Source organism: Desulfatiglans anilini DSM 4660 (assembly GCF_000422285.1).
GTDB lineage: Bacteria > Desulfobacterota > DSM-4660 > Desulfatiglandales > Desulfatiglandaceae > Desulfatiglans > Desulfatiglans anilini.
In genome coordinates this window covers 18,409-42,513 of the sequence record NZ_AULM01000033.1, presented here as the reverse complement: position 1 = coordinate 42,513, position 24,105 = coordinate 18,409, and the positions used below count along the sequence as shown (strand labels likewise).

At 60.8% G+C, this 24,105-nt stretch carries 27 protein-coding genes; 21 read left to right on the top strand and 6 right to left on the bottom strand.

Annotated elements, in window-relative coordinates; translation table 11 throughout:
• Positions 1 to 216: hypothetical protein (locus tag H567_RS29390; protein WP_028322326.1), on the bottom strand; the 216-nt coding region annotated here is incomplete at its 3' end.
• Here H567_RS29390 and H567_RS25640 point away from each other — a divergent pair.
• On the top strand, positions 215 to 445 hold the full coding sequence (locus H567_RS25640; protein ID WP_153306234.1) for a hypothetical protein: 231 nt from the start codon (positions 215 to 217) through the stop codon (positions 443 to 445). The two genes, H567_RS29390 and H567_RS25640, sit on opposite strands and share 2 nt — an antisense overlap.
• Before the next feature lie 21 nt (positions 446 to 466).
• Here H567_RS25640 and H567_RS25635 read toward each other — a convergent pair whose 3' ends face one another.
• Positions 467 to 1,462, bottom strand: coding sequence for a hypothetical protein (locus H567_RS25635; RefSeq protein WP_153306233.1), 996 nt, complete (start codon positions 1,460 to 1,462; stop codon positions 467 to 469).
• Positions 1,463 to 1,920: 458 nt separating this feature from the next.
• Between H567_RS25635 and H567_RS27435 the strand changes: the two genes are divergently transcribed.
• From H567_RS27435 to ribH, 14 genes are all read left to right on the top strand, one after another.
• Entirely contained in the window at positions 1,921 to 2,571 is a 651-nt protein-coding gene (locus tag H567_RS27435) for a YceD family protein (protein ID WP_051185064.1), read from the top strand.
• An 8-nt stretch (positions 2,572 to 2,579) separates the two neighbouring features.
• Positions 2,580 to 2,762, top strand: a complete 183-nt coding sequence (gene rpmF, locus H567_RS27990; RefSeq protein WP_084517475.1) for a 50S ribosomal protein L32 — start codon at positions 2,580 to 2,582, stop codon at positions 2,760 to 2,762.
• A gap of 98 nt (positions 2,763 to 2,860) precedes the next feature.
• Positions 2,861 to 3,886 carry a phosphate acyltransferase PlsX gene (gene plsX / locus H567_RS0117060; RefSeq protein ID WP_028322325.1) on the top strand — a complete coding sequence of 342 codons (1,026 nt, stop codon included), beginning with the start codon at positions 2,861 to 2,863 and terminating at the stop codon, positions 3,884 to 3,886.
• Between the two features lie 62 nt (positions 3,887 to 3,948).
• A complete protein-coding gene (gene fabG / locus H567_RS0117055; protein WP_028322324.1) occupies positions 3,949 to 4,698 on the top strand; it encodes a 3-oxoacyl-[acyl-carrier-protein] reductase in 750 nt (249 codons plus the stop codon).
• A 128-nt stretch (positions 4,699 to 4,826) separates the two neighbouring features.
• Positions 4,827 to 5,063, top strand: a complete 237-nt coding sequence (acpP, locus tag H567_RS0117050; RefSeq protein ID WP_028322323.1) for an acyl carrier protein — start codon at positions 4,827 to 4,829, stop codon at positions 5,061 to 5,063.
• 96 nt (positions 5,064 to 5,159) lie between these two features.
• On the top strand, positions 5,160 to 6,410 hold the full coding sequence (gene fabF, locus H567_RS0117045) for a beta-ketoacyl-ACP synthase II (RefSeq protein WP_028322322.1): 1,251 nt from the start codon (positions 5,160 to 5,162) through the stop codon (positions 6,408 to 6,410).
• 65 nt (positions 6,411 to 6,475) lie between these two features.
• Positions 6,476 to 6,904 (top strand): ribose 5-phosphate isomerase B, encoded by a 429-nt coding sequence (gene rpiB / locus H567_RS0117040; protein ID WP_028322321.1) that lies wholly within the window; start codon positions 6,476 to 6,478, stop codon positions 6,902 to 6,904.
• A gap of 10 nt (positions 6,905 to 6,914) precedes the next feature.
• Positions 6,915 to 8,177, top strand: coding sequence for a serine hydroxymethyltransferase (gene glyA, locus H567_RS0117035; protein ID WP_028322320.1), 1,263 nt, complete (start codon positions 6,915 to 6,917; stop codon positions 8,175 to 8,177).
• Positions 8,174 to 8,620: a deoxycytidylate deaminase gene (locus H567_RS0117030; protein ID WP_028322319.1), complete on the top strand. Its 447-nt coding sequence runs from the start codon at positions 8,174 to 8,176 to the stop codon at positions 8,618 to 8,620. The genes glyA and H567_RS0117030 overlap by 4 nt, the downstream gene beginning before the upstream one ends.
• Complete coding sequence (gene nrdR, locus H567_RS0117025; RefSeq protein ID WP_028322318.1) at positions 8,617 to 9,090, top strand: transcriptional regulator NrdR; 474 nt, start codon at positions 8,617 to 8,619, stop codon at positions 9,088 to 9,090. Before H567_RS0117030 ends, nrdR begins: the two co-directional genes overlap by 4 nt.
• An 84-nt stretch (positions 9,091 to 9,174) precedes the next feature.
• Positions 9,175 to 10,323, top strand: a complete 1,149-nt coding sequence (gene ribD / locus H567_RS0117020) for a bifunctional diaminohydroxyphosphoribosylaminopyrimidine deaminase/5-amino-6-(5-phosphoribosylamino)uracil reductase RibD (RefSeq protein WP_084517473.1) — start codon at positions 9,175 to 9,177, stop codon at positions 10,321 to 10,323.
• Between the two features lie 69 nt (positions 10,324 to 10,392).
• A complete protein-coding gene (locus H567_RS0117015) occupies positions 10,393 to 11,067 on the top strand; it encodes a riboflavin synthase (RefSeq protein ID WP_028322316.1) in 675 nt (224 codons plus the stop codon).
• Between the two features lies 1 nt (position 11,068).
• A complete protein-coding gene (locus H567_RS0117010; RefSeq protein WP_028322315.1) occupies positions 11,069 to 12,301 on the top strand; it encodes a bifunctional 3,4-dihydroxy-2-butanone-4-phosphate synthase/GTP cyclohydrolase II in 1,233 nt (410 codons plus the stop codon).
• Between the two features lie 31 nt (positions 12,302 to 12,332).
• Positions 12,333 to 12,800 (top strand): 6,7-dimethyl-8-ribityllumazine synthase, encoded by a 468-nt coding sequence (ribH, locus tag H567_RS0117005; protein ID WP_028322314.1) that lies wholly within the window; start codon positions 12,333 to 12,335, stop codon positions 12,798 to 12,800.
• Between the two features lie 302 nt (positions 12,801 to 13,102).
• On the opposite strand, the gene H567_RS0117000 is transcribed toward ribH, so the two are convergent.
• Together H567_RS0117000 and H567_RS0116995 are read right to left on the bottom strand one after the other, a co-directional pair.
• Positions 13,103 to 13,660 carry a thermonuclease family protein gene (locus H567_RS0117000; RefSeq protein ID WP_051185062.1) on the bottom strand — a complete coding sequence of 186 codons (558 nt, stop codon included), beginning with the start codon at positions 13,658 to 13,660 and terminating at the stop codon, positions 13,103 to 13,105.
• 17 nt (positions 13,661 to 13,677) lie between these two features.
• Entirely contained in the window at positions 13,678 to 14,076 is a 399-nt protein-coding gene (locus H567_RS0116995) for a hypothetical protein (RefSeq protein ID WP_028322312.1), read from the bottom strand.
• 488 nt (positions 14,077 to 14,564) lie between these two features.
• Between H567_RS0116995 and nusB the strand changes: the two genes are divergently transcribed.
• The 4 genes from nusB (at position 14,565) to holA (ending at position 19,301) form a co-directional block, all read left to right on the top strand.
• Positions 14,565 to 15,011: a transcription antitermination factor NusB gene (gene nusB / locus H567_RS0116990; protein ID WP_028322311.1), complete on the top strand. Its 447-nt coding sequence runs from the start codon at positions 14,565 to 14,567 to the stop codon at positions 15,009 to 15,011.
• A gap of 105 nt (positions 15,012 to 15,116) precedes the next feature.
• On the top strand, positions 15,117 to 17,693 hold the full coding sequence (gene leuS, locus H567_RS0116985; protein ID WP_028322310.1) for a leucine--tRNA ligase: 2,577 nt from the start codon (positions 15,117 to 15,119) through the stop codon (positions 17,691 to 17,693).
• Positions 17,694 to 17,715: 22 nt separating this feature from the next.
• Entirely contained in the window at positions 17,716 to 18,288 is a 573-nt protein-coding gene (gene lptE / locus H567_RS0116980) for an LPS assembly lipoprotein LptE (protein ID WP_035254913.1), read from the top strand.
• Entirely contained in the window at positions 18,288 to 19,301 is a 1,014-nt protein-coding gene (gene holA / locus H567_RS0116975; protein ID WP_028322308.1) for a DNA polymerase III subunit delta, read from the top strand. The genes lptE and holA overlap by 1 nt, the downstream gene beginning before the upstream one ends.
• Here the strand turns inward: holA and rpsT are convergent.
• Entirely contained in the window at positions 19,290 to 19,616 is a 327-nt protein-coding gene (gene rpsT, locus H567_RS0116970) for a 30S ribosomal protein S20 (protein WP_244155500.1), read from the bottom strand. The two genes, holA and rpsT, sit on opposite strands and share 12 nt — an antisense overlap.
• Positions 19,617 to 20,004: 388 nt before the next feature.
• Between rpsT and arfB the strand changes: the two genes are divergently transcribed.
• Entirely contained in the window at positions 20,005 to 20,430 is a 426-nt protein-coding gene (gene arfB / locus H567_RS0116965) for an alternative ribosome rescue aminoacyl-tRNA hydrolase ArfB (protein WP_028322306.1), read from the top strand.
• A gap of 41 nt (positions 20,431 to 20,471) precedes the next feature.
• Here the strand turns inward: arfB and H567_RS0116960 are convergent, their stop codons facing one another.
• A complete protein-coding gene (locus tag H567_RS0116960; RefSeq protein WP_028322305.1) occupies positions 20,472 to 21,857 on the bottom strand; it encodes a sigma-54 interaction domain-containing protein in 1,386 nt (461 codons plus the stop codon).
• An 806-nt stretch (positions 21,858 to 22,663) separates the two neighbouring features.
• On the opposite strand from H567_RS0116960, the gene H567_RS25625 reads away from it, so the two are divergent.
• Entirely contained in the window at positions 22,664 to 24,085 is a 1,422-nt protein-coding gene (locus tag H567_RS25625; RefSeq protein ID WP_161626648.1) for a tetrathionate reductase family octaheme c-type cytochrome, read from the top strand.
• The last annotated feature ends 20 nt before the right edge of the window (positions 24,086 to 24,105 follow it).

Below are 24,105 nucleotides of genomic sequence, written 5' to 3'. Positions count from 1 at the left end.
GACGCCGAGATTGGCCAAAAAGACCATTTCCGGATGGAAACCAGATGAGTCGGCCGCATAGGTTGTCCTGACCCACTTGTTTCTGGATCGAAACAAGCATTCAATATAGTATAAATAATTCGGAAGAAACAAGCGGATCTTGATGCGGAGCACGGCAATGAGCGGCTGATCTTGCGCGGGGCATGCTTGGGCGACCCCTGCCGGGGGAAAGGACATGACATCGTTGTGGCTGTCGGTGCGGGTGAAGGCCTACTCGGGGTACAAGGCCGACGAGCGGCCCACCGCCTTCGAGTACAAGGGGAGGGAGCACCGGATCGTGGAGATCCTGGACCGCTGGTATGGGGAGCAGGATGATTATTTCAAGGTTTGCACCGAGGAGCGCGATGTGCATATCCTGCGATGCCGGCGGGGACCAGGGGTGTGGTTTCTGGCGCTCGAAAGATGAGGCTCCTGTGCGGCGCACCGCTCAGGAAGGCGGCCGGGGGGACGATTCGGGGCTGCTGCTGTACACCCAGTTGTAGCTGATCGGCTGGGCGTTGAGGGCTGTGATCCGCGGATGGAGGAACTCGTCTTCCAGCCGCAGCCAGTTGTAGGCCGGCTTGAGCTTGCGGAGCTTGCCGTCTTCCGGGGGGCGGCCATAAGCCGTGTGGCTGTAACGGGCCTCGGCGATGCCGATGGAAAAACCCTCGGCTGGATAGAGGTAGCCGGTCTTGAAGGCGTCCGGGCCCCCTCCCACCTTTCCGCTGAGCTCTTCGATCTGACGGTCGTTCAGTTGGACGAGAAAGAACTTGGAGACCCCGGACTCTGAGTATTTGTACATGCTGCGGGATTCCGAACTCGAGACGAACGCGGTCGATATGCAATCGAGGGACCGGAGAAGCTGCGCGGCGATGAGTCCGGCTGTTCGCCTCCCCCCGACGCTGTGATGGCACCCGTAGTATTCGAAGAGTTTGTTCTGCAGGATGCGCCCCTGCTTGTCGCCGTTTTCGTACAGGTGGTTCTGGATGTAGCGAAGCCCCTTCGCGAGATCTTGGGCGGCCTCGGCGATCGGCCAGTCGATCTTGACATGGAAATGCGTGAGGGCGTACCGGTTGCGCTTCACAACGGTGGGATCCTGCTGGATCAGCAGGGCGTAGTCGATGTTGAGCAGCCCCTCCACGAGGTCGAAGAAGCCGGGCGTTTCAAAATAGCGCAGGTTCCGGTGAAATCGTTTGTAAAGAGCGAAATTGGCCAGATAGGACAGGTTTTTCTTGATGACGGCGTTTTCAGGGAAGAACCGGATATAGGTCTTGTGCTGCGGCTGGAGTTTCCCTTCGCAGAAGATGACGATGAAGGTGTTGTCGAGGGCGGATTCCTTTTCCATCCGCTTGGATTTGGGTTTGAGTTCGCTCCGGTCGACGAACGGGTATTCGAGGCCTTCTCTCTCATAATTGTAGAAGGAATCGACTAGGGCGGTCTTCATGAGCTGCCGCTCGAGGGAGTCTCGGAGGATTTCATAGAGAGAGCGTCGGAGCTTTTCATAATAATTGAGATTTTGGCGCGGCTTCCACATAGATGACGTCAAGGCGGGGTTTAAAGCGAGCACGATTGCGCGTTTCGACCTATGAAAATCTTGAATTCGATAAATATCACAAATGTATGGCAAACGTCAATAAAAAAATAAAAAATGAAAAAAACACGTTTAATTTTGTTAAAATGGCCTCTGATAGGGCTGCAGGAATTAAATTCTTGACATTGGTAAGTCTATTTATATACTAAATCTTTTATTTTTTTGATGGGATGCCGGGCCGCGGGGATGTCCGGGAAGCCGGATGGTCAGGTCCGGAAAAGCGCCCCATGGAGCGCTGCCCGCAGGTCCTTCAAGCGGCGCGAAAAGGGATGGTTTTCTGATGGGAGCCTGCTCGTCGCAGGCTGTTTCGGATGGAAACCGGATTGAAGAGTCCGAATGGTGTCGATGCGGTTTATATGGCCGTCGAACGGGCGGGGCTCGTCCAGCGGAAACAGCGGCCGGGCGGCGGCCGGAAAGGATCCAGCCCGTTGATCATCGATCTGCGAACCATCACTGCGCCCCACCGGGAGTTCAGCTTTGAGCTGACGCCGGGCTGGTGGCGGTCCGAAGGCCCCGACGATCCCATTCTGGGGCTGGATGGACCCGTTTCCGTCTCGGCGACGCTGTCCCGGTTGGGCACCAAGTTCGTCCTGGAAGGGCGTGTGAGCGGGAGGCTGAAGGTTCCCTGTGACCGCTGCCTCGAGACCTATATCCTCCCGGTCGATGCCTCGTTCCGTTTGTTCCTGGTGCTGCCTCCGGCCGGGGAGGGCGCAGACGAGATCGAGCTGACCGAGGAGGACCTCGCCACCGATTATATCACCACCAACGAAATCGATCTGGCCGAGCTGGTCCGGGAGCAGATCTATCTGTCGCTGCCGATGAAACTGATTTGCCGGGAAGACTGCCGGGGGATCTGCCCCCGCTGCGGGGTGAACCTGAACGAAGCGGCCTGCCGCTGCGAGGAAGACCGGACGAATCCGGCCTTTGCTAAATTGAAAACCTTAAAGATCCAAGGAGATTGATAAACGATATGGCTGTTCCCAAGAAACGTAAATCCAGAGCGAAGCGTGATACGCGCAGGGCGCATGACCATGTAACACTTCCCAACCTGTCCACGTGCCCGCAGTGCCATGAGCCGGTGCTTCCCCATCGGGTATGCCCTGAGTGCGGCACCTACAAAGGCAGAGTGGTGATCGCCAAAGAAGAGAGTTGATTTGCATCCGGAAAGGGTCTTTTTTGCGAACCTCGGCGCGCCTTGAGGCGAAGGACCCCTGCAGGGAAACGCGTTTGTAAGCATGGATACGGGCTGGCATGATCGTAGCGGTTGATGCCATGGGTGGGGATTTTGCACCGGACGCCGTCGTCGAGGGGGCCGTTGCGGCAGCCAAAGAACGCGGCATCGAGGTGCTCCTGGTGGGCCGTGAGCCGGAGATCCGCCGGTCCCTCCGTTCTCAGCGCGGCGAGTCGCGCGTTTCCGTCCATCACTGCGAAGATGTCGTGGAGATGGGCGAATCGCCGCTGAAGGCGGTCCGCGGCAAGAAGAGCGCCTCCATCCGTGTAGCGTTCGAACTTGTCAAGGCGGGCAAGGCGCAGGCGGTGGTCAGCGCCGGCAACTCGGGCGCTACGCTGGCTGCGGGGCTTCTGACGCTCGGCAAGCTCGATGGCGTCGATCGGCCGGGCATCGCAACCCTGCTTCCTTCGCCATCAGGCCCCGTAGTCCTCATCGACGCTGGTGCGAACGTGGACTGCCGGCCGTCGCATCTCCTGCAGTTCGGTTTGATGGCGCATGCGTTCTCCGCGGCCTGTTTCGGAGTCCGTCGGCCGAGAACCGCCCTCCTGAACATCGGTGAAGAGGTCAGCAAGGGAAACGAGCAGGTGCGCGCGGCCTGGGATCTCTTCCGGCGAAGCCCCCTCCATTTCATCGGGAATGTCGAAGGGCGGGACATCCTTTCGGGCGCGGCCGATGTCATCGTCTGCGATGGCTTTGTGGGCAACGTAGTCCTTAAGCTGATCGAAGGCTTGAGTGATCAGATGGAGGCGTTGATGCGGGCCGAACTGCGCCGGTCGGCGGCGGGCCGCCTGTTGCTGTTGGCCGGGGGGCGCGCCCTGGCGCGGGCGCGCAGGGTGCTCGATTATGCCGAGTACGGCGGGGCGCCGCTTCTGGGGATTCAGGGCGTCGGCATGGTGTGCCACGGCGGGTCGCCGCCCAGGGCCATCAAGAATGCCGTCATCCTGTCGGCCCGTTATGTCGAAAACCGGGTGCTGGATAAGATGGCCGAGCAGTTGATGTCGGTCAGTTCCCTGAACAACGGCGATGAGAAACAGCTGGTTTCCTGACGCGCTCTTTTGCCGGGGCCCGGGGCGGCCAGCGGTCGGAGCGGAGTCATCGAGGTGAGAGAATGGGAGAAATAGCTTCCCGAATCGTATTGATCACAGGAGGATCCAGGGGAATCGGCCGGGCCACGGCCTATGCCTTTGCGGAAGAAGGCGCCCGCCTGGTCCTGGCCCACTATGATCCGGACGAGACAGCCGCCGACGAGACCCTTGCCGTGTTAAAGTCGCGGGGGGTCGAGGCGGAGAGCCACCGTGTCGACATCTCTTCCTACGCTGCGGCGGCGGCGCTGATAGATGACATCGTCGAGCGGTTCGGCCGCGTCGATGTCCTGGTGAACAATGCCGGCATCACCCGCGACAAGATCCTCGTGCGGATGAGCGAAGAGGAATGGGACGCCGTCATCCGGGTGAACCTGAAAAGCGTCTTCAACTGCACTCAGGCCGTATTGAAGCCGATGATGAAGCAGCGGGCGGGCTGCATCGTCAGCATCTCGTCGGTCGTGGCCGAACGCGGCAATTTCGGACAGGGCAACTACGCAGCTTCGAAGGCGGGGATCCTGGGGTTTACCCGGAGCGTGGCGCGTGAGGTGGCCTCCCGTGCGATCCGAGTCAATGCGGTGGCCCCGGGTTTCATCGAGACGGATATGACGGCGGTCCTGCCCGAGAAGGTGAAGGCAAGCTTTATCGAGCAGATTCCTCTGGGCAGGATGGGGCAGTCCGAGGATGTGGCCAACGCGGTTTACTGGCTCTGTTCGAACAAGGCCGCCTATCTGACGGGGCAGGTCATCCACGTCAACGGCGGGCTGTACATGTAAAATTCCGAGAGCCATTGCTTTTGGGCGGGGCTTCGGGTACATTGTGCGGGCCCGGTCGGCCGTGCCGGCTGGCCCGCGCCAGGGTGAGATTACGGGTTCCTTTACGATTTCAAGGAGGTAACGCAATAATGGGTCAGGTGGAAGAAAAGGTTAAGAAGATTATCTGTGAACAGCTGGATGTGCCCGAGGAAGACGTGGTTCCCGAGGCCTCTTTCGTGGACGATCTTGGGGCTGATTCGCTGGATCAGGTCGAACTGATCATGGCGATGGAAGAAGAGTTCGATATTTCGATCCCGGATGAAGACGCGGAAAAAATCGCCACGGTCCAGGACGCCATCAACTACATCAAGAAAACGATCGGTTGATTCCTCCGGATTCTACCGTCCAGGCCCTGCGGGTGAGGTCCTCCACGAGCGCGGAGCCTCCGTGGGGCCGAACCAAGAGTCAGATGGAGGCAGAGGATGGCCAAGCGGGTTGTCATAACGGGCATGGGCATGGTGAGCCCTCTCGGAACCGGCGTACAGAAAAATTGGGAGGCGGTCATCGCCGGGAAATCGGGCATCGGCCGGATCACGAAGTTCGATCCGTCGCCCTTCGCGAGCCAGATCGCTGGAGAGGTCAAGGATTTCGATCCGTCCGATTTCATGGATAAGCAGGAAATCAGGCGGTTCGACGTGTTCATCCATTATGCCGTGGCCTCGGCGAAGATGGCGATGGCGGACTCGGGCCTCAAGATCGATGCATCCAATGCCGGGCGCGTGGGCTGCGTTACGGGCTCCGGCCTGGGCGGCTTGGCCATGCTGGAGCATTATCACGAGGTTCTGCTGGAAAAGGGGCCTCGGAGAATCAGCCCCTTCTTCATTCCAGGGATCATCGCCAATATGGCTCCGGGCCAGATCGCCATCGAATTCGGAGCCATGGGGCCGAACCTTTCGATCGAGACGGCGTGTGCGGCGAGCGCGCACGCCGTCGGGGAGTCCTTTCGAATGATCCGTGAGGGGGTGTGCGATGCCATGATCACCGGCGGGGCCGAGGCGGTGGTCACTCCGCTCGCGCTCGGTGGATTCTGTTCGATGAAGGCCCTGTCCACGCGCAACGACGAACCCGAGAAGGCCTCCCGTCCTTTCGATCTAGACCGGGACGGGTTTATCATGGGAGAGGGCGCGGGGATCCTGATCCTCGAAGAACTCGAACACGCCAGATCCAGGGGCGCGCCGATCTATGCCGAGATCGTCGGCTACGGGCTCAGCGGGGATGCCCACCATGTCTCCGCGCCGCATCCGGACGGGGCGGGAGCGATCCTCTGCATGCGGATGGCACTTGACTTCGCCGGCATGAAGCCCGAAGAAATCGATTGCATCAACGCCCACGGCACCTCCACGAAATTGAACGATGCCGCGGAAAACCGCGCGATCAAGGCCGTCTTCGGGGAGCATGCCGCGAAGATCGCCGTAAGTTCGACCAAATCGATGACCGGTCATTTGCTGGGCGGGGCGGGCGGCGTGGAAGCCATCTTTTCGGTCTTGACCCTGAAGGAGGGCATCATTCCCCCGACGATCAATTATGAGACCCCTGACCCGGAATGCGACCTCGATTATGTCCCGAACGTCGCCCGTCAGGCCGCGGTGCGGACTGTCATGTCCAATTCTTTCGGCTTTGGAGGGACCAACGCTTCGCTGCTTTTCAAACGCTACGAGCCCGAGGCTCGATAAGGGGGCGATCATTTTAGGCAGGGGACGGCGCCGCGCTTTCCCGCTGCAGAAAAAAGACGGATATCATGAATATTATCATCGGTTCAGACCATGCCGGCTTCGGGCTCAAAGAGGCCTGCAGGCGCCATTTGAGCGAAACGTCGAACCACCGTGTCGTGGATGCGGGAACCTTCGACTGTGCTTCCATAGATTACCCGCGGGTCGCACACCAGGTGGCGCAGGCGGTGGCGAACGGCGAATACGAGCGGGGCATCCTGATCTGCGGCACCGGCATCGGGATGAGCATGGTGGCCAACCGCTATCGGAAGGTGCGGGCGGCGCTGTGCCACGAACTGTACACGGTCAGGATGGCGCGTATGCACAATGACGCGAATGTCCTCGCCATGGGCGGGCGGGTGATCGGCGAGGGGATCGCCCTCGAGATGGTGGACCTTTTTCTCGAGACCCCCTTCGAAGGGGGTCGGCATGCGCTGCGGGTGTCGCAGTTCGATTGAGGGGCGGACGTTGCGGGACAGATCTTTGAAGGAAGCGGACAGTGAGGTTTTCGAGGCCATAGGGCGGGAGGTTGCGCGCGAGCAGGACGGGCTCGTCATGATTGCGTCCGAGAACTATGCCAGCCGCGCCGTCATGGAGGCGCAGGGCTCCGTGATGACCAACAAGTATGCTGAGGGTTACCCCGGAGCGCGCTATTACGGCGGATGCGAATACGTCGACACGGTGGAGCATCTCGCCATCGAGCGTGCCCGAACGCTGTTCGGGGCGGAATACGCCAATGTCCAGCCGCATTCCGGTTCGCAGGCCAACATGGGCATCTATATCTCTTTTCTGGAGCCGGGGGACACCATCCTGGGGATGGGGCTGGCCCAGGGGGGGCATCTGACGCACGGGAGCGCGGTCAGTTTTTCGGGGAAGCTCTACAATGCGGTGTCCTACGGCGTGCACCCCGAATCGCACCGGATCGATTACGACCAGGTGCGCGATCTGACCCGGCGGCACAAACCGCGTCTGATCATCGCCGGTGCGAGCGCCTACCCCCGTTACATCGACTTCGATCTTTTCGCTGAAATCGCCCATGAGAACGACGCCTACCTGATGGCCGACATGGCGCATATCGCCGGCCTCGTGGCGGCCGGGTTGCACCCGACGCCGATCGGACGGGCGGATTTCGTGACCACCACGACCCACAAAACGTTGCGCGGACCTCGCGGCGGGCTCATCCTGTCGGATGCGAGATACGGGGAAAAACTCGACAAGGGGATCTTCCCGGGGATTCAGGGAGGCCCCCTGATGCATGTGATCGCCGCCAAGGCGGTGGCCCTGGGGGAGGCGCTCGGCACGGAGTTCACCGCTTACCAGAAGCAGGTGGTCCAGAACGCGAAGGTGCTGGGTGAGGCACTGATAGGCTTCGGCTTCGAACTGGTCTCCGGAGGGACCGACAACCACCTGCTTTTGCTCAACCTGAGCAACCGGAGCCTGACGGGCAAGGATGCGGAGGCCGCCCTTGTCAGGGCAGGCATCGTCGCCAACAAGAACGCCATACCCTATGACCGGCGCGGTCCGAAGATCACGAGCGGCCTGCGGCTCGGGACGCCGGCGCTGACCACGCGGGGGATGGGAGCCGAAGAAATGCGCCTGATCGCCGGTTGGATCCGCAACGTGCTCGAGCGCCCGGAATCGGAGGAGACGCTTGCGGCCGTCGGCAGGGAGGTGCGGGAGTTGTGCCGCCGGTTCCCCGTTTACGCCCACCTCGAGGGGGGTGTGGTGTGACGCGGCCTTCCTGGCCGGAGTATTTCATGACCATCGCGGAGACGGTGGCGACGCGGTCGACCTGCCTGCGGCGCCATGTCGGGGCCGTCCTGGTGAAGGACAAGCGCATTCTGGCGACGGGCTACAACGGAGCTCCTGCGGGGCTCGCGCATTGCGCAGAGGTCGGGTGCCTGAGGAATGACACCTCCATCCCCTCGGGTCAGCGGCATGAGTTGTGCCGCGGGCTGCATGCGGAGCAGAATGCCATCGTGCAGGCGGCCTGCCACGGGATCGCCATTGCCGGCTCCGCCCTCTATTGCACCAACAAGCCCTGTGTCATCTGCTCCAAGATGATCATCAACGCAGGGATCCGCGAGGTCTATTACCGAGAGGGGTATGACGACGAACTGGCGGACCGGATGCTGGCCGAGGCCGGGGTGAGGATGACCAGGGTCGAGCGATGAAATGCCCCTACTGTGGAAAGATCAACAACAAAGTCATCGACTCCCGTTTGAGCAAGGATGGGAGGATGATCCGCCGCCGCAGGGAGTGCCTGGCGTGTGGCCGGCGGTTCACCACCTATGAGAAGCTGGAAGAGCTTCTGCCCATGGTGGTGAAGAAAGACGGCCGGAGAGAAAACTTCAGCCGCGAAAAAATCATCTCGGGCATCCGGAAGGCGTGCCAGAAGCGGCCCATCAGCATGACCCGGATCGAAGAATTTGTGGACGCCCTGGAGCTGCAGTTCCAGGAGTCGGGCAAGAAGGAGTTGTCCAGCACGGATATCGGGGAGCGGGTGATCAACGAGCTGAGGGATTGGGATGAAGTGGCCTATGTCCGGTTCGCCTCAGTCTACCGGCAGTTCCGCGATATCAACGAGTTCATGAGCGAACTGGAGCGGATGCTGAAATCCCGGCAGGAGACGCCGGCGGAGTGAGCGGAATGGATGTCTGCCGAGGATGAGGCCGTTGAATCAACACCCCGGCTGAAACAGGGGCCGGGAAAAAGGCGATAGCCGATCATGCAATCTTCTCGAAAAAACCGTTTCAGCGGCGTAAGCGGAACTGGACCGCTCGATGTGAGGTTCATGCGGATCGCGCTGCGCGAGGCCCGGAAGGGGCTGGGGCGCACCTCGCCCAACCCGGCGGTGGGCGCTGTGATCGTCAGGGACGGCAAGATCGTCGCAACGGGCTACCATCGCAAGGCCGGTTTGCCGCATGCCGAGATCGAGGCCTTGAGCAAGGTTGGCGGCCGGGCTCCCGGCGACACCCTGTATGTCACCATGGAGCCCTGCAACCACCAGGGGCGGACGCCGCCCTGCACCGCCGCCATTCTTCGGAGCGGCATCCGGCGCGTGGTTGTGGGTGCGATGGACCCGAACCCGAATGTAGTCGGGGGCGGGTGCGACTATCTGGTCGCCAACGGCCTGGATGTCACCACCGGCGTTCTCGACGAGGACTGCCGGCGGTTGAACGAGGATTTCAACGCCTTTGTCACCACCGGGCGCCCCTTCGTGATCCTCAAGAGCGCCATGACCCTGGACGGCTGGACCGCCACGGCGACCGGGAGCTCCAGGTGGGTGACCGGAGAGGCGTCGCGTGCGTTTGTCCATCGTCTGCGCGATCGTGTAGATGCCGTGATGGTCGGGGTGGGAACGGTCCTTGCCGACGACCCCGAGTTGACGACCCGGCTCGAACGGAGCAAAGGGAAGGATCCCCTGCGGATCGTTCTGGATGCCCACCTGAAGACGCCGCCGGAGGCCAGGATCCTGAATCAGGACTCCGATGCCGAGACGTGGCTCGCGGCTTCGGAGGCGTTGAGGGGGCAGGTCCCCGCTGCGCTCGAGAAAAGGGGGGTGGTCATCCACCACTTTCCCTCGGCCGACGGCCTGATCGATTTGCCTGCGCTGCTTGACTGGCTGGGTTCGAAGATGGTCACCAGCATTCTGGTGGAGGGCGGCAGCCGTGTCGCCGGCAGCCTGATCCGGCAGAGGCTGGTGAATAAATTTTATCTGTTCAAGGCACCGAAGCTGTTGGCCGGGGACGACGGCATCCCGATGGTAGCCGGGCCGGGGTTTCAGGATATGGCGGCTTGCCTCGTGCTGCGGGACATCGATGTGCAGCGCTTCGGAGATGACATCATGGTGGCAGGCTATCCGGACTACCGGTAGCGCCGGCCGCACGTGGATGGCAGACTGTGCAGGAATATGCCTGTGCAGCCGTTCCAGGAAGACGGCCTTATGTTTACCGGATTGGTGGAAGGGATCGGAACGATCGTCGGGATCAGCCGCATGGGAGGCGATGTGCGTCTTACGGTGCGCCCCGGTTTTCCCATGGACGACTGCCGGATCGGTGACAGCGTCAGCGTGAACGGCGCCTGCCTGACCGTGACCGACATCGCCGCGCGCGTCCTCGGGATGGATGTTTCCGCCGAAACGCTCCGCTGCACGACCCTGGGCCGCCTCAAGACGGGGGATACGGTCAATCTCGAGCGGGCCCTGCGGCTGGGAGACCGGCTGGGGGGCCATCTGGTGGCCGGGCATGTGGACGGCATCGGAACGATCCGCGCCAGGGACCGGCGGGAGCGGTCCTGGCTGTTGCGCGTGGCGGTGGATGCGCTCCTGACGGCCTACATGATCGACAAGGGGTCCGTGGCGGTCGACGGGGTCAGCTTGACCATCAACCGCACCGGCCCTGATTTTTTCGAGTGCAACATCATCCCTCAAACGGGAAGGGAAACGGTGCTGCTTGAGCGTCGCATCGGAGATCTGGTGAATATTGAAACCGACCTCATCGGCAAATATGTCGAGAAATTTTTCCTCAGAGGAAAGACCGCCCCGGGGCGGGAGCCGAGGGATGAGAAGAGGCCGGGCATTACATTGGAAATGCTCTATCAGAACGGATTTGGTGATTGAGATGCCTATTTCGAAGATCGAGGAGGTTCTGGAGGACCTCCGACAAGGAAAGATGATCATTCTCGTCGACGACGAGGATCGCGAAAATGAAGGGGATTTGACCATCGCGGCCGAAAAGGTCACGCCAGAGGCGATCAACTTCATGGCGAAACACGGCCGGGGACTGATTTGCCTGGCGCTTCACCCGGATATCATCGACCGGCTGAAACTGAACCCGATGGTCTATGACAACCGGTCCCCTTACAGGACGGCCTTCACCGTCTCGATCGAGGCGCGGACCGGGGTGACGACCGGGATCTCGGCCGCCGACCGGGCGCATACCATCCTGACGGCCGTCGCAGACGACGCCAGGCCCGAAGACCTCATCCAGCCCGGGCATGTTTTCCCCTTGCGGGCCCGGAGGGGCGGGGTGCTTTTCCGGACCGGGCAGACGGAGGGCTCGGTGGACCTGGCGCGGCTGGCGGGACTCAAGCCTGCGGGGGTGATCTGCGAAGTCATGAAGGATGACGGGACCATGGCTCGTCTGCCGGACCTCGAGGTCTTCGCCGAGGAGCATGGGCTGAAGATCGCGACCGTCGCGGATATCATCGCCTACCGGATGCGGAACGAGTCCTTCGTGCACCAGGCGGCAACCACCGTCCTGCCCACGCCCCACGGCGAGTTTAAGGCGGTTGTTTTTATCAACGATATCGATGATTACGAGCATATCGCTCTTGTGAAGGGCGAGATCGATCCGGAGAAGCCGGTTCTGGTCCGGGTCCATTCCGAGTGCCTGACGGGGGACGTGTTCAGATCCTATCGCTGCGACTGCGGAGAGCAGCTGCAGAAGGCCATGCAGATGGTGCAGGAAGAGGGCCTGGGGGTGATTCTCTATCTGCAGCAGGAAGGCCGCGGCATCGGGCTGGCGAACAAGATCAAGGCCTATGCCCTTCAGGACCAGGGGTTCGACACGGTCGAGGCCAACGAACAGCTCGGCTTTTCGCCCGATTTGAGGGATTACGGTGTCGGCGCACAGATCCTTGCGGCCCTCGGGGTGAAGAAGATGCGCATCATCACGAACAACCCGAAGAAGATCATCGGGCTGGAGGGCTACGGTCTTCAAATCGTTGACAGGGTTCCGATCGAGATCGAACCGCGGCCCGAGAACCTCCGCTATCTGAGCACGAAGTGCGAGAAGCTGGGGCACATGATGCGGGCTTTGGGCGAAAAGATCCATGAAACCGAGCAATGCTAGGGACTGAACCGACGCTTTTGATGGGGGAACCATGGCGAAGATCATCGAAGGGCGGCTGTCCGCCGAAGGGCTGAGGGTCGCGATTGTTGTCAGCAGGTTCAATGACTTTATCTGTGCCAGGCTCGTCGACGGTGCGCTCGATGCATTGCGGCGCCACGGGGCGTCGGAGGAGGACCTGAGTGTTGTAAAGGTGCCGGGGGCCTTCGAGATCCCCCTGATGGCGAAGCGGCTGGCGCAGAGCGGCAAATACGATACGGTGGTCTGCGTAGGGGCTGTCATCCGGGGCGCCACCCCGCACTTCGACTACGTCGCGGCGGAAGTCTCCAAAGGGATCGCCCATGTGAGCCTCGAGACCGGGGTGCCTATCGCCTTCGGGGTGTTGACGACCGACAGCATCGAGCAAGCCATCGAGCGGGCGGGCTCCAAAGCGGGCAACAAGGGGTTCGAGGCGGCGATGGCGGCGATCGAAATGGTCGATGTCATCCGGGCGGCCGGCTAGGTGCCATCCGGCCAAGGTCTCTTAAGGCGGTCTTGGCGTCGATTGGCACGTTTCCATGCGCCGCGCCGCCTGCGCAACGTTCTGCGGCCAAACGCCTGGTTCATCGACATCGGCGAACCGTCATCGTTTTCGGATTCAAGGCTCTTTCGTCCCGGCGGAATCCAATCCGTATGGAGGCGAACCGGCTTTCTGCGGTCCCGTTTTCCCCGCAGAGGCGCTGGCGCTTGGGTGGTCAAAGGCCCTGGTCCCGCTCGTGGAGGTGCGGGGATCCCGGAGCGGCCGCAGAAACCCAGGCGCAAGATTCACGGATGGGTTTTTCTCCACTCATAGGGACTGACATATCTAGGGCCCTGCGCCCACATCCCCCGCCGGGCTTGCCGCGCTGCTCTCTCCGCCTGCCTGTAAGGGGAATCATCGAAGCCGGGCTGCGGCCGGCCGCGGTAGGCCTCTGCGAGTCCCGCGCGTACCATCTCGAGGTTCACATTCACTCCGTCCAGATGCACTACGCCTAGAACCCGCCGGTAGTCATCCGTGCCGTACGAAACCCACTCGACCGGTTTTTGCAGGACGAGATGGGCGAGGTGCTTTTTCGCCGCTCTGCTGTAAGGCTGGCCCGGCTCACCGTCCCCTTTCGAGCTTTCCGGGGCATCGATGCCGATCAGGCGGATGGGGACGATCATGCCGTCCCTCATTACCCGGATCGTGTCTCCGTCAAGTACGGCGACAACGCGATGCGGGCCGTTCAGGGCATCCGCAGCCGAGCAGGAAACAAGCAGAAGGAGGAACAACAGGAGCAGGCCGCGCCGTTTTTCGAAGCTGAAGGGACGACCCGAAAAAACCTGGAAGGGCGGCCTTGCCATTCTTTGATGATACCCCCTCAGCGGCGCCTCTCTTCCCGGAGGAGGCGCCCCGTTCCGTAGTCATAATACCGTACGGAAATGATCAGCCTGGGCGTGTTGCGGTCATAGACATGAACCCTCAGCGTTTCCTGATTTCTGGCATCCGGACCATAAATCAGCCAGGCCCCGGGCGGCACAGATGCGGAAAGGTCAGAGCAGGGACCGGGAGGCGGCTGATGGCCGGCAGGCTCGCCCGGATACCAGATTCTGCACTCGCCGGGCGGGGGTAAATGACCCGCCGGTATACCCAGCTGCCCATAGGGCTCCGCCCTGTCTTCGTAATAAGGAGGACTTTCCGGGCCTGCCACCGCAATGTGGCCGCAGCCGGCGGCGGACAGGAATCCAATGACACAGACGATCCGTAATACGTTTTTCATTGGCCGCCTCGCTTCTGAACGAAAATTCTCCGCCCCGAAAGACCGACTTGGGGTCCCTCGGGCGGATCGGAGAGGGCGCCCCCGGGACCGAATTCCCGGTGTCCTTCGAAGGACGTCAGGAATCGCCTCCGGTCTCGTCTGGTTGCGGCTGCTCGAGCCACAAGCTAATCATCAACTGATGAGGGCGGCAAGTCAAGCGGGTAAGAATGCGCCGGAGGCGCCAGGCGGGGGTTTTTCTTCCCTTGACTTCAGACGGCGGGTTTGAGTAATAGATCAGTACTGCTGGAGCGGCGTTTTTCGGGTCGATTCCAGCTTCGGCGGCGCCGGTCATGGAAGGGCCGGCAGCGCTTATTATCCTTTGGAATCTATTAGAATCTATCGATCTATGGGTCCGTTGAAAATAGTGGAGGAATCGGCATCGAACCAGGGGGCCTGCCCCTGTTTTGCGGCTGTCGGCAGGCGCGGGGCGCCTGGCCGGTATCTTTGATATGGGTAAACGAAGAAAATCCAGAGAAATGGCCCTTCAGACGCTTTTCCAGCTCGAGTGCGACCCCCGGGATCCCATGGAGGCCTTCGAAAGCCTGAGGGAGAGCATGCACTGGGCCGACGCTCGGGTCGATTTCGCCCGGAAGTTGGTGCTGGGCGTTCAGCGCACCAAGTCCGATCTCGATCTTCTGATCCGGAGGGCATCGAAACACTGGCGCCTCGAACGGATGGCCATGGTGGACCGGTCCATCCTGCGGCTGGCGGTCTACGAAATGCTGCATCTGGAGGATGTGCCGCCCAAAGTGGCCATCGACGAGGCGTTGGAGTTGGCCAAACGATTCGGCGCCAAGGAATCGGGCGCCTTCATCAACGGCGTTCTCGATCAGATTTACAGCGACCTGCCGAAGGACGGCCGGTTGAAGAACGCCGACTCGGATGTTTCTTCATAAATGTGACAGAACACAGAATCGTATCCCTCCGGGATGGCTGGTTCAGACAGACCACGATCCCCGATGGAGACAGGAACGGAAGTCGTTTGGAAGGAATTTCATCCCATGAAGTACAATCCCCAAGACCTCGAAGTCAAATGGCAGGAACGCTGGGAACGAGAAGGGCTGTTCAAGGTCGCAGAAGACCCCTCTCGTGAAAAATATTATCTGCTCGAGATGTTTCCGTATCCCTCGGGCAAGATCCACATGGGGCACGTCCGCAACTACACGATCGGCGATGTCGTGGCGCGCTACAAGCGGATGAGCGGGAAGAACGTGCTCCATCCGATGGGGTGGGACGCCTTCGGGCTGCCGGCCGAGAACGCCGCCATCGAAAACGACACGCATCCGGCCCGCTGGACCTACAGCAATATCGAGGCCATGAAGACGCAGCTGAAGCGGATGGGGTTCAGCTACGACTGGAACCGGGAGATCGCGACCTGCGACCCGTCCTACTACCGCTGGGAGCAGTTGGTCTTCCTGAAGATGCTCGAAAAGGGCCTGGCCTACAAGAAGCGGACGCTAGTCAACTGGTGCCCCAAATGCCAGAGCGTGCTGGCGAACGAACAGGTGGAAAACGGCTGCTGCTGGCGGCACACCGACCAGGAGGTCGTCCTGAAGGAGATGGACAGCTGGTTTCTCCGGATCACCGCCTATGCCGACGAGATCCTGGATGCCTGCGATCGTCTGACGGGGTGGCCGGAGCGGGTCCTGACGATGCAGCGTAACTGGATCGGCAAGAGCTACGGGGCCATCATCCGCTTCCCCATGGCGGATTCGGACGAGGTCATCGAGGTGTTCACCACGCGTCAGGACACGGTCTTCGGGGCGACGTTCCTCTGCTTCGCTCCCGAGCACCCCATGGTGCGGGAGATGGTCAAGGGTCTGCCGGAGGAGCCGGAGGTGCTGGCCTTCGTGGAAAAGACCCTCAAGATGGAAAAGTACATGCGGACGGCGGATTTCACCGCGAAGGAGGGGGTCTTTACGGGGCGCTACTGCCTGAACCCGGTCACCGGCGACCGGATCCCGATCTACGTGGCCAATTTCGTGCTGTTCGACTACGGGACCGGCGCCATTATGGCCGTCCCCACCCATGACCAGCGGGACTTCGAATTCGCCAAGAAGTACGGGCTCCCGCTCAAGGTGGTCATCCGGCCGCCCGACCGTGAGATCAGCGCGGAGACCATGACCGAGGCGTATGTGGATGAAGGGATCCTCGTTCATTCCGGCCCGTTCGACGGCCAGGGGAATCTCGAGGCCCTCGAGCGAATCGCCGAATATCTCGAAGAGCGAGGAAAGGGTCACAAGACGGTCAATTTCAGGCTCCGCGACTGGAACATCTCCCGCCAGCGCTACTGGGGCGCGCCGATCCCCGTCATCTACTGCGAGGCCTGCGGCATGGTTCCCGTGCCGGAAGAGGATTTGCCGGTCGTGCTGCCGCTGGATGTGAACATGCGTCCGAACGGCGGCTCGCCGCTGCCTTTCGAACCGTCCTTTTGTGAAGCGACCTGCCCAAAGTGCAAGGGGAAGGCCCGGCGCGAGACCGACACCATGGACACCTTCGTGGAATCGTCCTGGTATTTCGACCGCTACGCCTGCCCCGACTACGACCAGGGGGTCCTCGACACCGGGAGGGTCGCCTATTGGATGCCGGTCGATCAGTACATCGGGGGGATCGAGCACGCCATCCTGCACCTGCTCTACTCCCGCTTCTACACGCGGGTCCTCAGGGACCTGGGCTATCTCTCAGTCGACGAACCCTTCACGAACCTCCTGACCCAGGGGATGGTCTGCAAGGAGATCCAATCCTGTCCGCAGCACGGGTACCTTTACCCCTACGAGGTGGAGGATGGCCGATGCAGGCGCTGCGGGTCGGAGATCGTCACCGGCAACACGCTCAAGATGAGCAAGTCGAAGAAGAACGTGGTGGATCCGCAGGTTTTGATCGATCAATACGGCGCCGACACGGTCAGGATGTTCTGCCTGTTCGCCTCGCCGCCTGAGCGCGATCTCGAGTGGAACGATCAGGGCGTCGAGGGGTCCTATCGCTTTTTGAACCGTGTGTGGCGTCTGGTGGTGGACAATCTGGACGCCCTTCGCGGGGTGTCGGCCTATGACGGCAAGGCGCCGCTCGAGGGGGGTCTCAAGGACCTGCGCCGCAAGACGCATTGGACGATCCGCAAGGTCAGCTCCGATGTGGAGGATCGTTTCCATTTCAACACCGCCATCGCGGCGGTCATGGAACTGGTGAACGATCTGGGGTCGTTCCTGAACGACCCGCCGCCCCCGGGGGATCCGGCCTGGCCGGTGCTGCGGGAGGGCGTCGACGCCGTGATCGTTCTGCTTTCCCCCGTGGTGCCCCATATCACCGAGGAGCTTTGGCACAGGCTCGGGCACGAGACGCCGCTGCTCGAAACGCCCTGGCCGGCTTATGATCCCGATGCCCTGACGGTGGAAAGCCGGCTGGTGGTCTTTCAGGTCAATGGAAAGGTCCGCAATCGGAGGGAGGTTCCTGCCTCCTTGACCGACGGGGATCTGAAGGAGATGGCGCTTGCCGACGAGCGTGTTCAGCAGTTCGTGGCCGGGAAGCCTGTCAAGAAGGTGGTCGTCGTCCAGGGGAAGCTCGTCAATGTCGTGGTCTGATTCCCAGGGAAAGGGCTTTGATATGCCTTCGAACCGAACGGTGGCGAGGGGCATCGCGGCGCTGGCGGCTGCCGCGGCCGTGTGCCTTTCGCTTGCAGCTTGCGGTTATCATCTGCGGGAGAGCAGTCAGCCGATTGGGGCCGAGTTGACGAGTCTGGCGATACCGCTCATGGAAAGCAGTTCGTCCACCATCGGTTTCGAAGCGGAGTTTACCACGATCGTCCGGGATGAGTTCATCCGGTATTCGCAGGTGCCGCTGGTGCCGCGCGAGCGCGCGGCGGCCGTGCTGATCGGCCGGATTCATGAGATCAGAACCGAGCCTTACAGCTATGCCTTGAACAAAACGGAGGTGCAGGGGGCTTCGCGCAACTACCCGGTCACGCGAAGCCGCTGGCTCTACGTCACGATGGATGCGAAGCTCGTCGAGTCCGCGACGGGAAAAACACTCTGGGAGGTGAATGGCATGGAGGACAAGGCGACCTACCCGGTCGGCACGGATCCGCTGGCCAACCGCGCCTACGAGCGTTCCGCGATCGAGGAGATCGCCCGCAGACTCGCGGAGCGGATGTTTCAGGCAACCATGGAAAGGTTCTGATGGCGGAGGCGCTCAAACCCGAAACGGTCCTGGGCGAGTTGGAAAAGGGGCATGTACGCCCCGTCTATCTCTTCTATGGACAGGATGATTTCAGGATCGAGCACGCCGTTCGGCGGCTTCAGGAAAAGGCGGTGGCGGAGGGGACCGCCGATTTCAACCTGCATACCTTTTACGGGGATGACGACGATCAGGAAACGGTCGGACGGATCCTGGACACCGCCCGATCCTATCCCTTCATGGCTGACAGACGGCTGGTGATCGTCAAGCGTACGGAGTCCCTGTCGGTGAAAGAGCTGGAGGGGTTCCTGCCCTACCTCGAAAAGCCACTCCCATCCACCTGTCTTGTGTTTGTATCCGGCAAGACCAACTTCAACATGGTCTTCTACAAATCGCTTCGCAGCATGGGCTGTGCGGTCGAGTTCAAAAATCTCCAGGACAGGGAGGTGATTCCCTGGATGCGCTCGCTTGCAAGGGATCTCGGGTTGAGGCTGAGCGGCGAGGCCTGCGCTTATCTGCAACAGGTTGTCGGGAATGGATTGCGGGAACTGCATAATGAACTCGAAAAGCTGTCCGTTTCGCATAGCAAACAACAGCCCATCGGTGTGGAGGAGGTAAAACGCCTGGTCGTTCACAGCCGGGCGCACACCATCTTCGAGTTGATGGACAGCGTTTCCTCGCGCCGATGCAGCGAGGCGCTCGTCATTCTGGACCGGTTTTTCGATGAGGACCGCGAGGCGGGGCTGCGGATAACGGGGATGCTTCACAGGCAGCTGCGCCTGCTTTGGCAGGCCAGCGCGATCGCCAGGGAAGGAGGCACCACCGGTCAAGCGGCAAGCGCTCTTCACCTCCCTCCCTTTCTGGCCAAAAAGCTGCTCGATCAATCACGGCTGTGGACCCCGGAGAGCCTCGAGCAGGGGCTGGAACTCCTCTATCAAACCGACGGTTTGACCAAGACGGGGTCCTCGGACGTACGCAGAGTGTTCGAAAACCTGTTGATCAATCTATGCGGCTGAGGCATCCTGCCCAACGGTTGCCTTGTGGATGCGCCGTGCGAGGCGGGAGACCTTCCGTGCGGCTTTTTTCCGGTGGATGATCCCCTTGCCGGCCGTTTTCTGGATGATGGAGACGGCGCTGCGGAAGGTTTCCTCCAGGTTCGATGTCGCTCCACTGTCCAAAGCGCCGCGGACATCTTTGACAGCGCCTTTGACCCTTGTTTTATAGGTTTTGTTGCGAATTCTGCGGACTTCGCTCTGCCTGGCCCTTTTGAGGGCTGATGCATGGTTGGCCAATACCGGAACCTCCGTTCGTTTGAGTTTTAAACCGTACATATACGTTCATCCTTCACAAAATGTCAACTCATTTGTGAGAGAACAGCGCCTTTCCAGGAATGCCGCGGATGCGCCTCTTCGATGTCGGATGGCGTTGCGGGACAAATGGGACCGGATCCGCGATGCAAAATAGGCCTCATCCGGAAATGATTTTTCTGCAGAACCCAGCTTCCAATCCGGAAAGGAGGACTTTTCCCCACACGCTGCGCGTGCTCAGTCCCACCCCTGCGGGGCGGGTTCCGGTCTGGCCAATAGGAAGAAAAGCAGGCGTTTGTGCGGATGCGACCTTCAGGACGCCGCACAAGCAAAGGTGCCGATTGACGCCGAGATTGGCAAAAAGACCATTTCCGGATGGAAAAAAGATGAAAAGGGGGGCACGCAGGTGGGCATGATCTCTGTTGCCGCCGATATCGCGCTGGATGAAAAGGACATCCGGCTGGAGTTTGTCCGGTCTTCGGGCCCGGGCGGGCAGAACGTCAATAAGGTCGCGACGGCGGTTCAGCTCCGCTTCGATCTCGGGGCGGCCGATTACCTCCCGGCGGATCTGCGGGAGCGCCTCAGGCGGCTGGCCGGGCAACGATTGTCCAGCGAGGACGTCATCCTCATCGATGCCCGCCGCTTCCGCAGTCAGGAGATGAACCGCCAGGATGCTTTGGACCGCCTCAAGGCCCTGGTGCGCGAGGCGGCGAGGCGCCCGAAGAATCGTCTGAAGACAAAACCCTCGGCGGCCGCTCGCCGCCGCAGACTGGAGGACAAACGCCACCGCGCCGTCAAGAAGCGGATGCGCACCCGCGTCGCCGATCAGGAAGGCTAGAGGCGGGCTGGTTCCATGCAGGCGCCTTTTCATTGCATCGTCTAACCGGAGACCTTCTTCTCGAGATCGATCCCATATTTCTTGATCCGGTTCCAGACCGTCACACGAGAAATGCCCAGGATGCGCGCGGCCTCGGACTGGTTCCCGCCTGCGGTTTGAAGGGCTTCAAGAAGCCGTTGCCGTTTCTGATCGTTCAGTGTGCTTCCCTTCGGAGTGGTGGATGGAGAGGCCTTCCTTTTCCCGCCGGAGATTTCCGATGGAAGATGTTCGGGCTGTATGAGCGTTTGGTGGCAGGAAATGAAGGCGTACTCGAAGGCGCTTTTCAACTCGCGCACGTTGCCGGGCCAGGAATAGTCCATCAGGCATCCCAGGGCGGCGCTGCTGATCCCCTGAACCGGTTTTCGGCTTTTTTTCCGCAGCCTTTCGAGGAAATGTTCCGCAAGGATCGGGATGTCTTCGATGCGTTTGCGAAGGGGAGGCAGGCGGATCGGGATCACGTTGATCCGGTAGAAAAAATCCTGGCGGATTTTGCCTTCCGCAGCCAATTGCGCGACCTCACGGTTCGTGGCCGAAACGATCCGGACATCGACTCGGATCAGGCGTTGATCCCCCACCTTTTCGATGGTTTTCTCCTCGAGGACACGCAGGAGTTTAACCTGGGTCGAAAAAGGCAGATCGCCGACCTCGTCCAGGAAGATGTCGCCTCCGTGGGCGGCTTCGAAGCGGCCTTCCCGGTCGCGGTAGGCCCCCGTGAAGGCGCCTCGTACGTGCCCGAACAGCTCGCTTTCGAGAAGGGCCTCGTTCAGCGCGGCGCAATTGACCTTGATGAATGGTTTGTCACGTCGGGGCCCCAGGCGGTGGATGGCCCTCGCTGCGAGTTCCTTCCCCGTGCCGCTTTCACCGAGGATCAGGACCGGCGCATCGGAGCTCGCGGCGTTTGCCAGGAGATCGAAGACCTTCTGCATTCGCACCGAGACCCCCAGGATCCCCTGAAAACCTTTCTGATCCGCCAATTCCCGCGTGAAGGACTGAATCTGCAGATCGCGCCGATTGAGCTCGGTCAGGTCCGTGAGCGTCTCGACCGCCCCGATGACGGTCCCTTCTGCATCCCTTAGAAGCGCTGCATTTTTCAGGACCGGCACCATCGTTCCGTCTTTTCGCCGCAGGGTGCAGCGGTGGGGCGGGATCGCACCCTCCTGGAACAGGACGCACCAGGAACCGCGCCCCGGGGCCCGCGCAATCTCGCAGACATCGCAATTCAGCGAGGAGCAGGGCATGCCGGTCAGTTCGTCCGGTGCATAGTCTGTCATCTTGGCCAGGGCAGGGTTGACGAACCGGATGGTTCCTGTCTGGTCGACGATCATCAGGCCGTCCTGGATGGTGCTGACGACTGTTTTCCAATGGCTGTTCAGATCCAACCCGTTCATGGAGTCCTTTCCGCTGTCAGTTGGCGGCGTTTTCCGCCGGTCATGAAAGATAAAGCGTCCACGGGGGTCGGCTTTGCCGGGGTCGGCAAACTCGGGTGAGCGGCAAAGGTCAAGGGTCCCCGCGCCAAGGGGTGGAGGGGTTCATTTCGGAAAACCGGTCCAACCCGCCTGAAGGGTGCGGTGGCTTGTGCGCCGGATGCAACCAATGGTGTAATGAGTGTTTAAAAATGAACAACTGTTAACTTGAAAAGTTTACTCCTTCAAGTCGCTTTCTGCAACCGAAACTGTTTGCTTTGGATACGTTTTAGGCTAAAAGACCCAGGCGTTGCCATGGAAAGACATTTAAAATCGGCCTGTCCATTCCGGTTGAACCTTCACTGCCCTCCCAAGGTATTATTCCCGGTCTGTCAAGGCCTGAGCGCGCATTCGCGTTTGATGAATAAAGGTGCAGATCAGTTTGCAAGCAATCGATTTTGTACGTCTTACCAAAGGGATCCGGGCTTTTTTGCCAGGCTGCCCGCTGGCCTTCGGAATCCTTCGGGGATGAGGCGGGAGCGTGGCGGGCAGGGGGTTGGCATTGATTTTGCCACAGAGACCATTGAATCTCAGGCGTCTGCCAGGCAGGATGATGCGGCAGGATCGCGTTGGCGATGTTCGATGCCCACGGCCTGAAACCCCCAGGGATCTATGACAGGATAAAGGGGCCGCAGGCCGGCGGCTCCGTTTGGCTGTCCATCATGGGTTGTGGCTGGGTTGCAAAACGGCCCGCCGATGGTGGGTTATGCAGAAAGGATCGGAAAATCGGTATGTTCAGCTTATCTTTCAAGGCCGCGGTTTTTGGAGGCGTTGCGGGTGTTCTTTTGGCGGTCTGCGCACAGGCCTCGTCGCATCAGGAAATAGAAGGTCCGTTCCCGGACGGTCCCTCTGTGACCCGGACGTGCCTCGGCTGCCACGAGGAGGCTGCGTCGGAGGTCATGCAGACAGCCCACTGGCAATGGAAGGGCCCCAACCCATACCTCGAGGGCGAGGCGAAAGAGCCCTTGGGAAAGGCAAATCTTATCAACAACTTCTGAATTTCCCCGATTGCGAACTGGTGCAGTTGCACCAGCTGCCATGCGGGTTACGGTTGGAAGGAAAACACGTTTGATTTCAAGGATCCATCGAGGGTCGATTGCCTGGTGTGCCACGACCGTACAGGGTCTTACGAAAAGGCACCGGCGGGCTGCGGGGATGAAAAGAAAGGGCTCGACCTGGTGAAGATCGCCCGTGGTGTCGGGCGTCCGACACGGGCCAACTGCGGGTCTTGTCATTTTTGCGGCGGCGGTGGGGACGCCATCAAGCACGGCAATCTGAGCGAGGCCCTCATCGATCCTCCCCGGGAGTTGGATGTCCACATGGGCGGGTTGGATTTCGCCTGCCAGGACTGCCACACCACGAACGGGCATCGTATTGCGGGAGCCAGTATGACCACCTGTGTGAGCGAGGGGCGGGTGTCCTGCACGGATTGCCATGACGAAAGGCCTCATGCCACCGACCGGCACGCAGTCCAGAAAACGCTGAACGATCACTGTGATGCCATCGCCTGTGAGACCTGCCACATCCCGACGTTTGCGAAGGCCAAGCCGACGCTGCTTTTCTGGAACTGGGCCCTCGCAGGAAGGGATACCAAGGAACTGGAGAACTCGCCCTATTGCATCACCACCCAGCACCGCAAAAAGGGCCTCTTCATCAAGAAGGCGAACGTTGCGCCGGCCTATGCATGGTACAACGGCCGACACGAGCGCTACCGCATGGGGGAGCGGGTCGATGTGACCGGAACGACATACCTCAACCCTCCTGCAGGGGGCATCCAGGATCCCGAGGCGAAGATCACCCCTTTCAAGATCCACACGGGCGTTCAGCCAGCCGACGCGACATTCCAGTACCTGCTCGTTCCGGAGCTGTGGGGCGGATACTGGGAGCATTTCGATTGGGAAAGGGCCATCCGGTCCGGGATGAAAGAGGCGGAATTGCCTTACAGCGGGAAGTCTACGTTCGTGACGACCGTCATGCATTGGCGCTTGAACCACGGGGTGGCCCCCAAGGAGCAGGCATTGGGATGCATGGACTGCCACGGTGCAAAGGCGTTGATGGACTTCGAGGCTCTTGGATACCCGGGGGATCCCGCTGTTGCAGGCGGACGATTGGTCTCCGGCCCTGAGGGTCCAAAGGAGCGGAAACGTCCATGACCCGCGGACAGGGTCCATCG

What these genes read in the sequence shown, in the direction of transcription:
- H567_RS25640 (WP_153306234.1), top strand. Translation starts at nt 215, where the DNA reads ATGACATCGTTGTGGCTGTCGGTGCGGGTGAAGGCCTACTCGGGGTAC.
- H567_RS25635 (WP_153306233.1), bottom strand. Translation starts at nt 1,462, where the DNA reads ATGAAGACCGCCCTAGTCGATTCCTTCTACAATTATGAGAGAGAAGGC.
- H567_RS27435 (WP_051185064.1), top strand. Translation starts at nt 1,921, where the DNA reads ATGGAAACCGGATTGAAGAGTCCGAATGGTGTCGATGCGGTTTATATG.
- rpmF (WP_084517475.1), top strand. Translation starts at nt 2,580, where the DNA reads ATGGCTGTTCCCAAGAAACGTAAATCCAGAGCGAAGCGTGATACGCGC.
- plsX (WP_028322325.1), top strand. Translation starts at nt 2,861, where the DNA reads ATGATCGTAGCGGTTGATGCCATGGGTGGGGATTTTGCACCGGACGCC.
- fabG (WP_028322324.1), top strand. Translation starts at nt 3,949, where the DNA reads ATGGGAGAAATAGCTTCCCGAATCGTATTGATCACAGGAGGATCCAGG.
- acpP (WP_028322323.1), top strand. Translation starts at nt 4,827, where the DNA reads ATGGGTCAGGTGGAAGAAAAGGTTAAGAAGATTATCTGTGAACAGCTG.
- fabF (WP_028322322.1), top strand. Translation starts at nt 5,160, where the DNA reads ATGGCCAAGCGGGTTGTCATAACGGGCATGGGCATGGTGAGCCCTCTC.
- rpiB (WP_028322321.1), top strand. Translation starts at nt 6,476, where the DNA reads ATGAATATTATCATCGGTTCAGACCATGCCGGCTTCGGGCTCAAAGAG.
- nrdR (WP_028322318.1), top strand. Translation starts at nt 8,617, where the DNA reads ATGAAATGCCCCTACTGTGGAAAGATCAACAACAAAGTCATCGACTCC.
- ribD (WP_084517473.1), top strand. Translation starts at nt 9,175, where the DNA reads ATGCAATCTTCTCGAAAAAACCGTTTCAGCGGCGTAAGCGGAACTGGA.
- H567_RS0117015 (WP_028322316.1), top strand. Translation starts at nt 10,393, where the DNA reads ATGTTTACCGGATTGGTGGAAGGGATCGGAACGATCGTCGGGATCAGC.
- H567_RS0117010 (WP_028322315.1), top strand. Translation starts at nt 11,069, where the DNA reads ATGCCTATTTCGAAGATCGAGGAGGTTCTGGAGGACCTCCGACAAGGA.
- ribH (WP_028322314.1), top strand. Translation starts at nt 12,333, where the DNA reads ATGGCGAAGATCATCGAAGGGCGGCTGTCCGCCGAAGGGCTGAGGGTC.
- H567_RS0117000 (WP_051185062.1), bottom strand. Translation starts at nt 13,660, where the DNA reads ATGGCAAGGCCGCCCTTCCAGGTTTTTTCGGGTCGTCCCTTCAGCTTC.
- H567_RS0116995 (WP_028322312.1), bottom strand. Translation starts at nt 14,076, where the DNA reads ATGAAAAACGTATTACGGATCGTCTGTGTCATTGGATTCCTGTCCGCC.
- nusB (WP_028322311.1), top strand. Translation starts at nt 14,565, where the DNA reads ATGGGTAAACGAAGAAAATCCAGAGAAATGGCCCTTCAGACGCTTTTC.
- leuS (WP_028322310.1), top strand. Translation starts at nt 15,117, where the DNA reads ATGAAGTACAATCCCCAAGACCTCGAAGTCAAATGGCAGGAACGCTGG.
- lptE (WP_035254913.1), top strand. Translation starts at nt 17,716, where the DNA reads ATGCCTTCGAACCGAACGGTGGCGAGGGGCATCGCGGCGCTGGCGGCT.
- holA (WP_028322308.1), top strand. Translation starts at nt 18,288, where the DNA reads ATGGCGGAGGCGCTCAAACCCGAAACGGTCCTGGGCGAGTTGGAAAAG.
- rpsT (WP_244155500.1), bottom strand. Translation starts at nt 19,616, where the DNA reads ATGTACGGTTTAAAACTCAAACGAACGGAGGTTCCGGTATTGGCCAAC.
- arfB (WP_028322306.1), top strand. Translation starts at nt 20,005, where the DNA reads ATGATCTCTGTTGCCGCCGATATCGCGCTGGATGAAAAGGACATCCGG.
- H567_RS0116960 (WP_028322305.1), bottom strand. Translation starts at nt 21,857, where the DNA reads ATGAACGGGTTGGATCTGAACAGCCATTGGAAAACAGTCGTCAGCACC.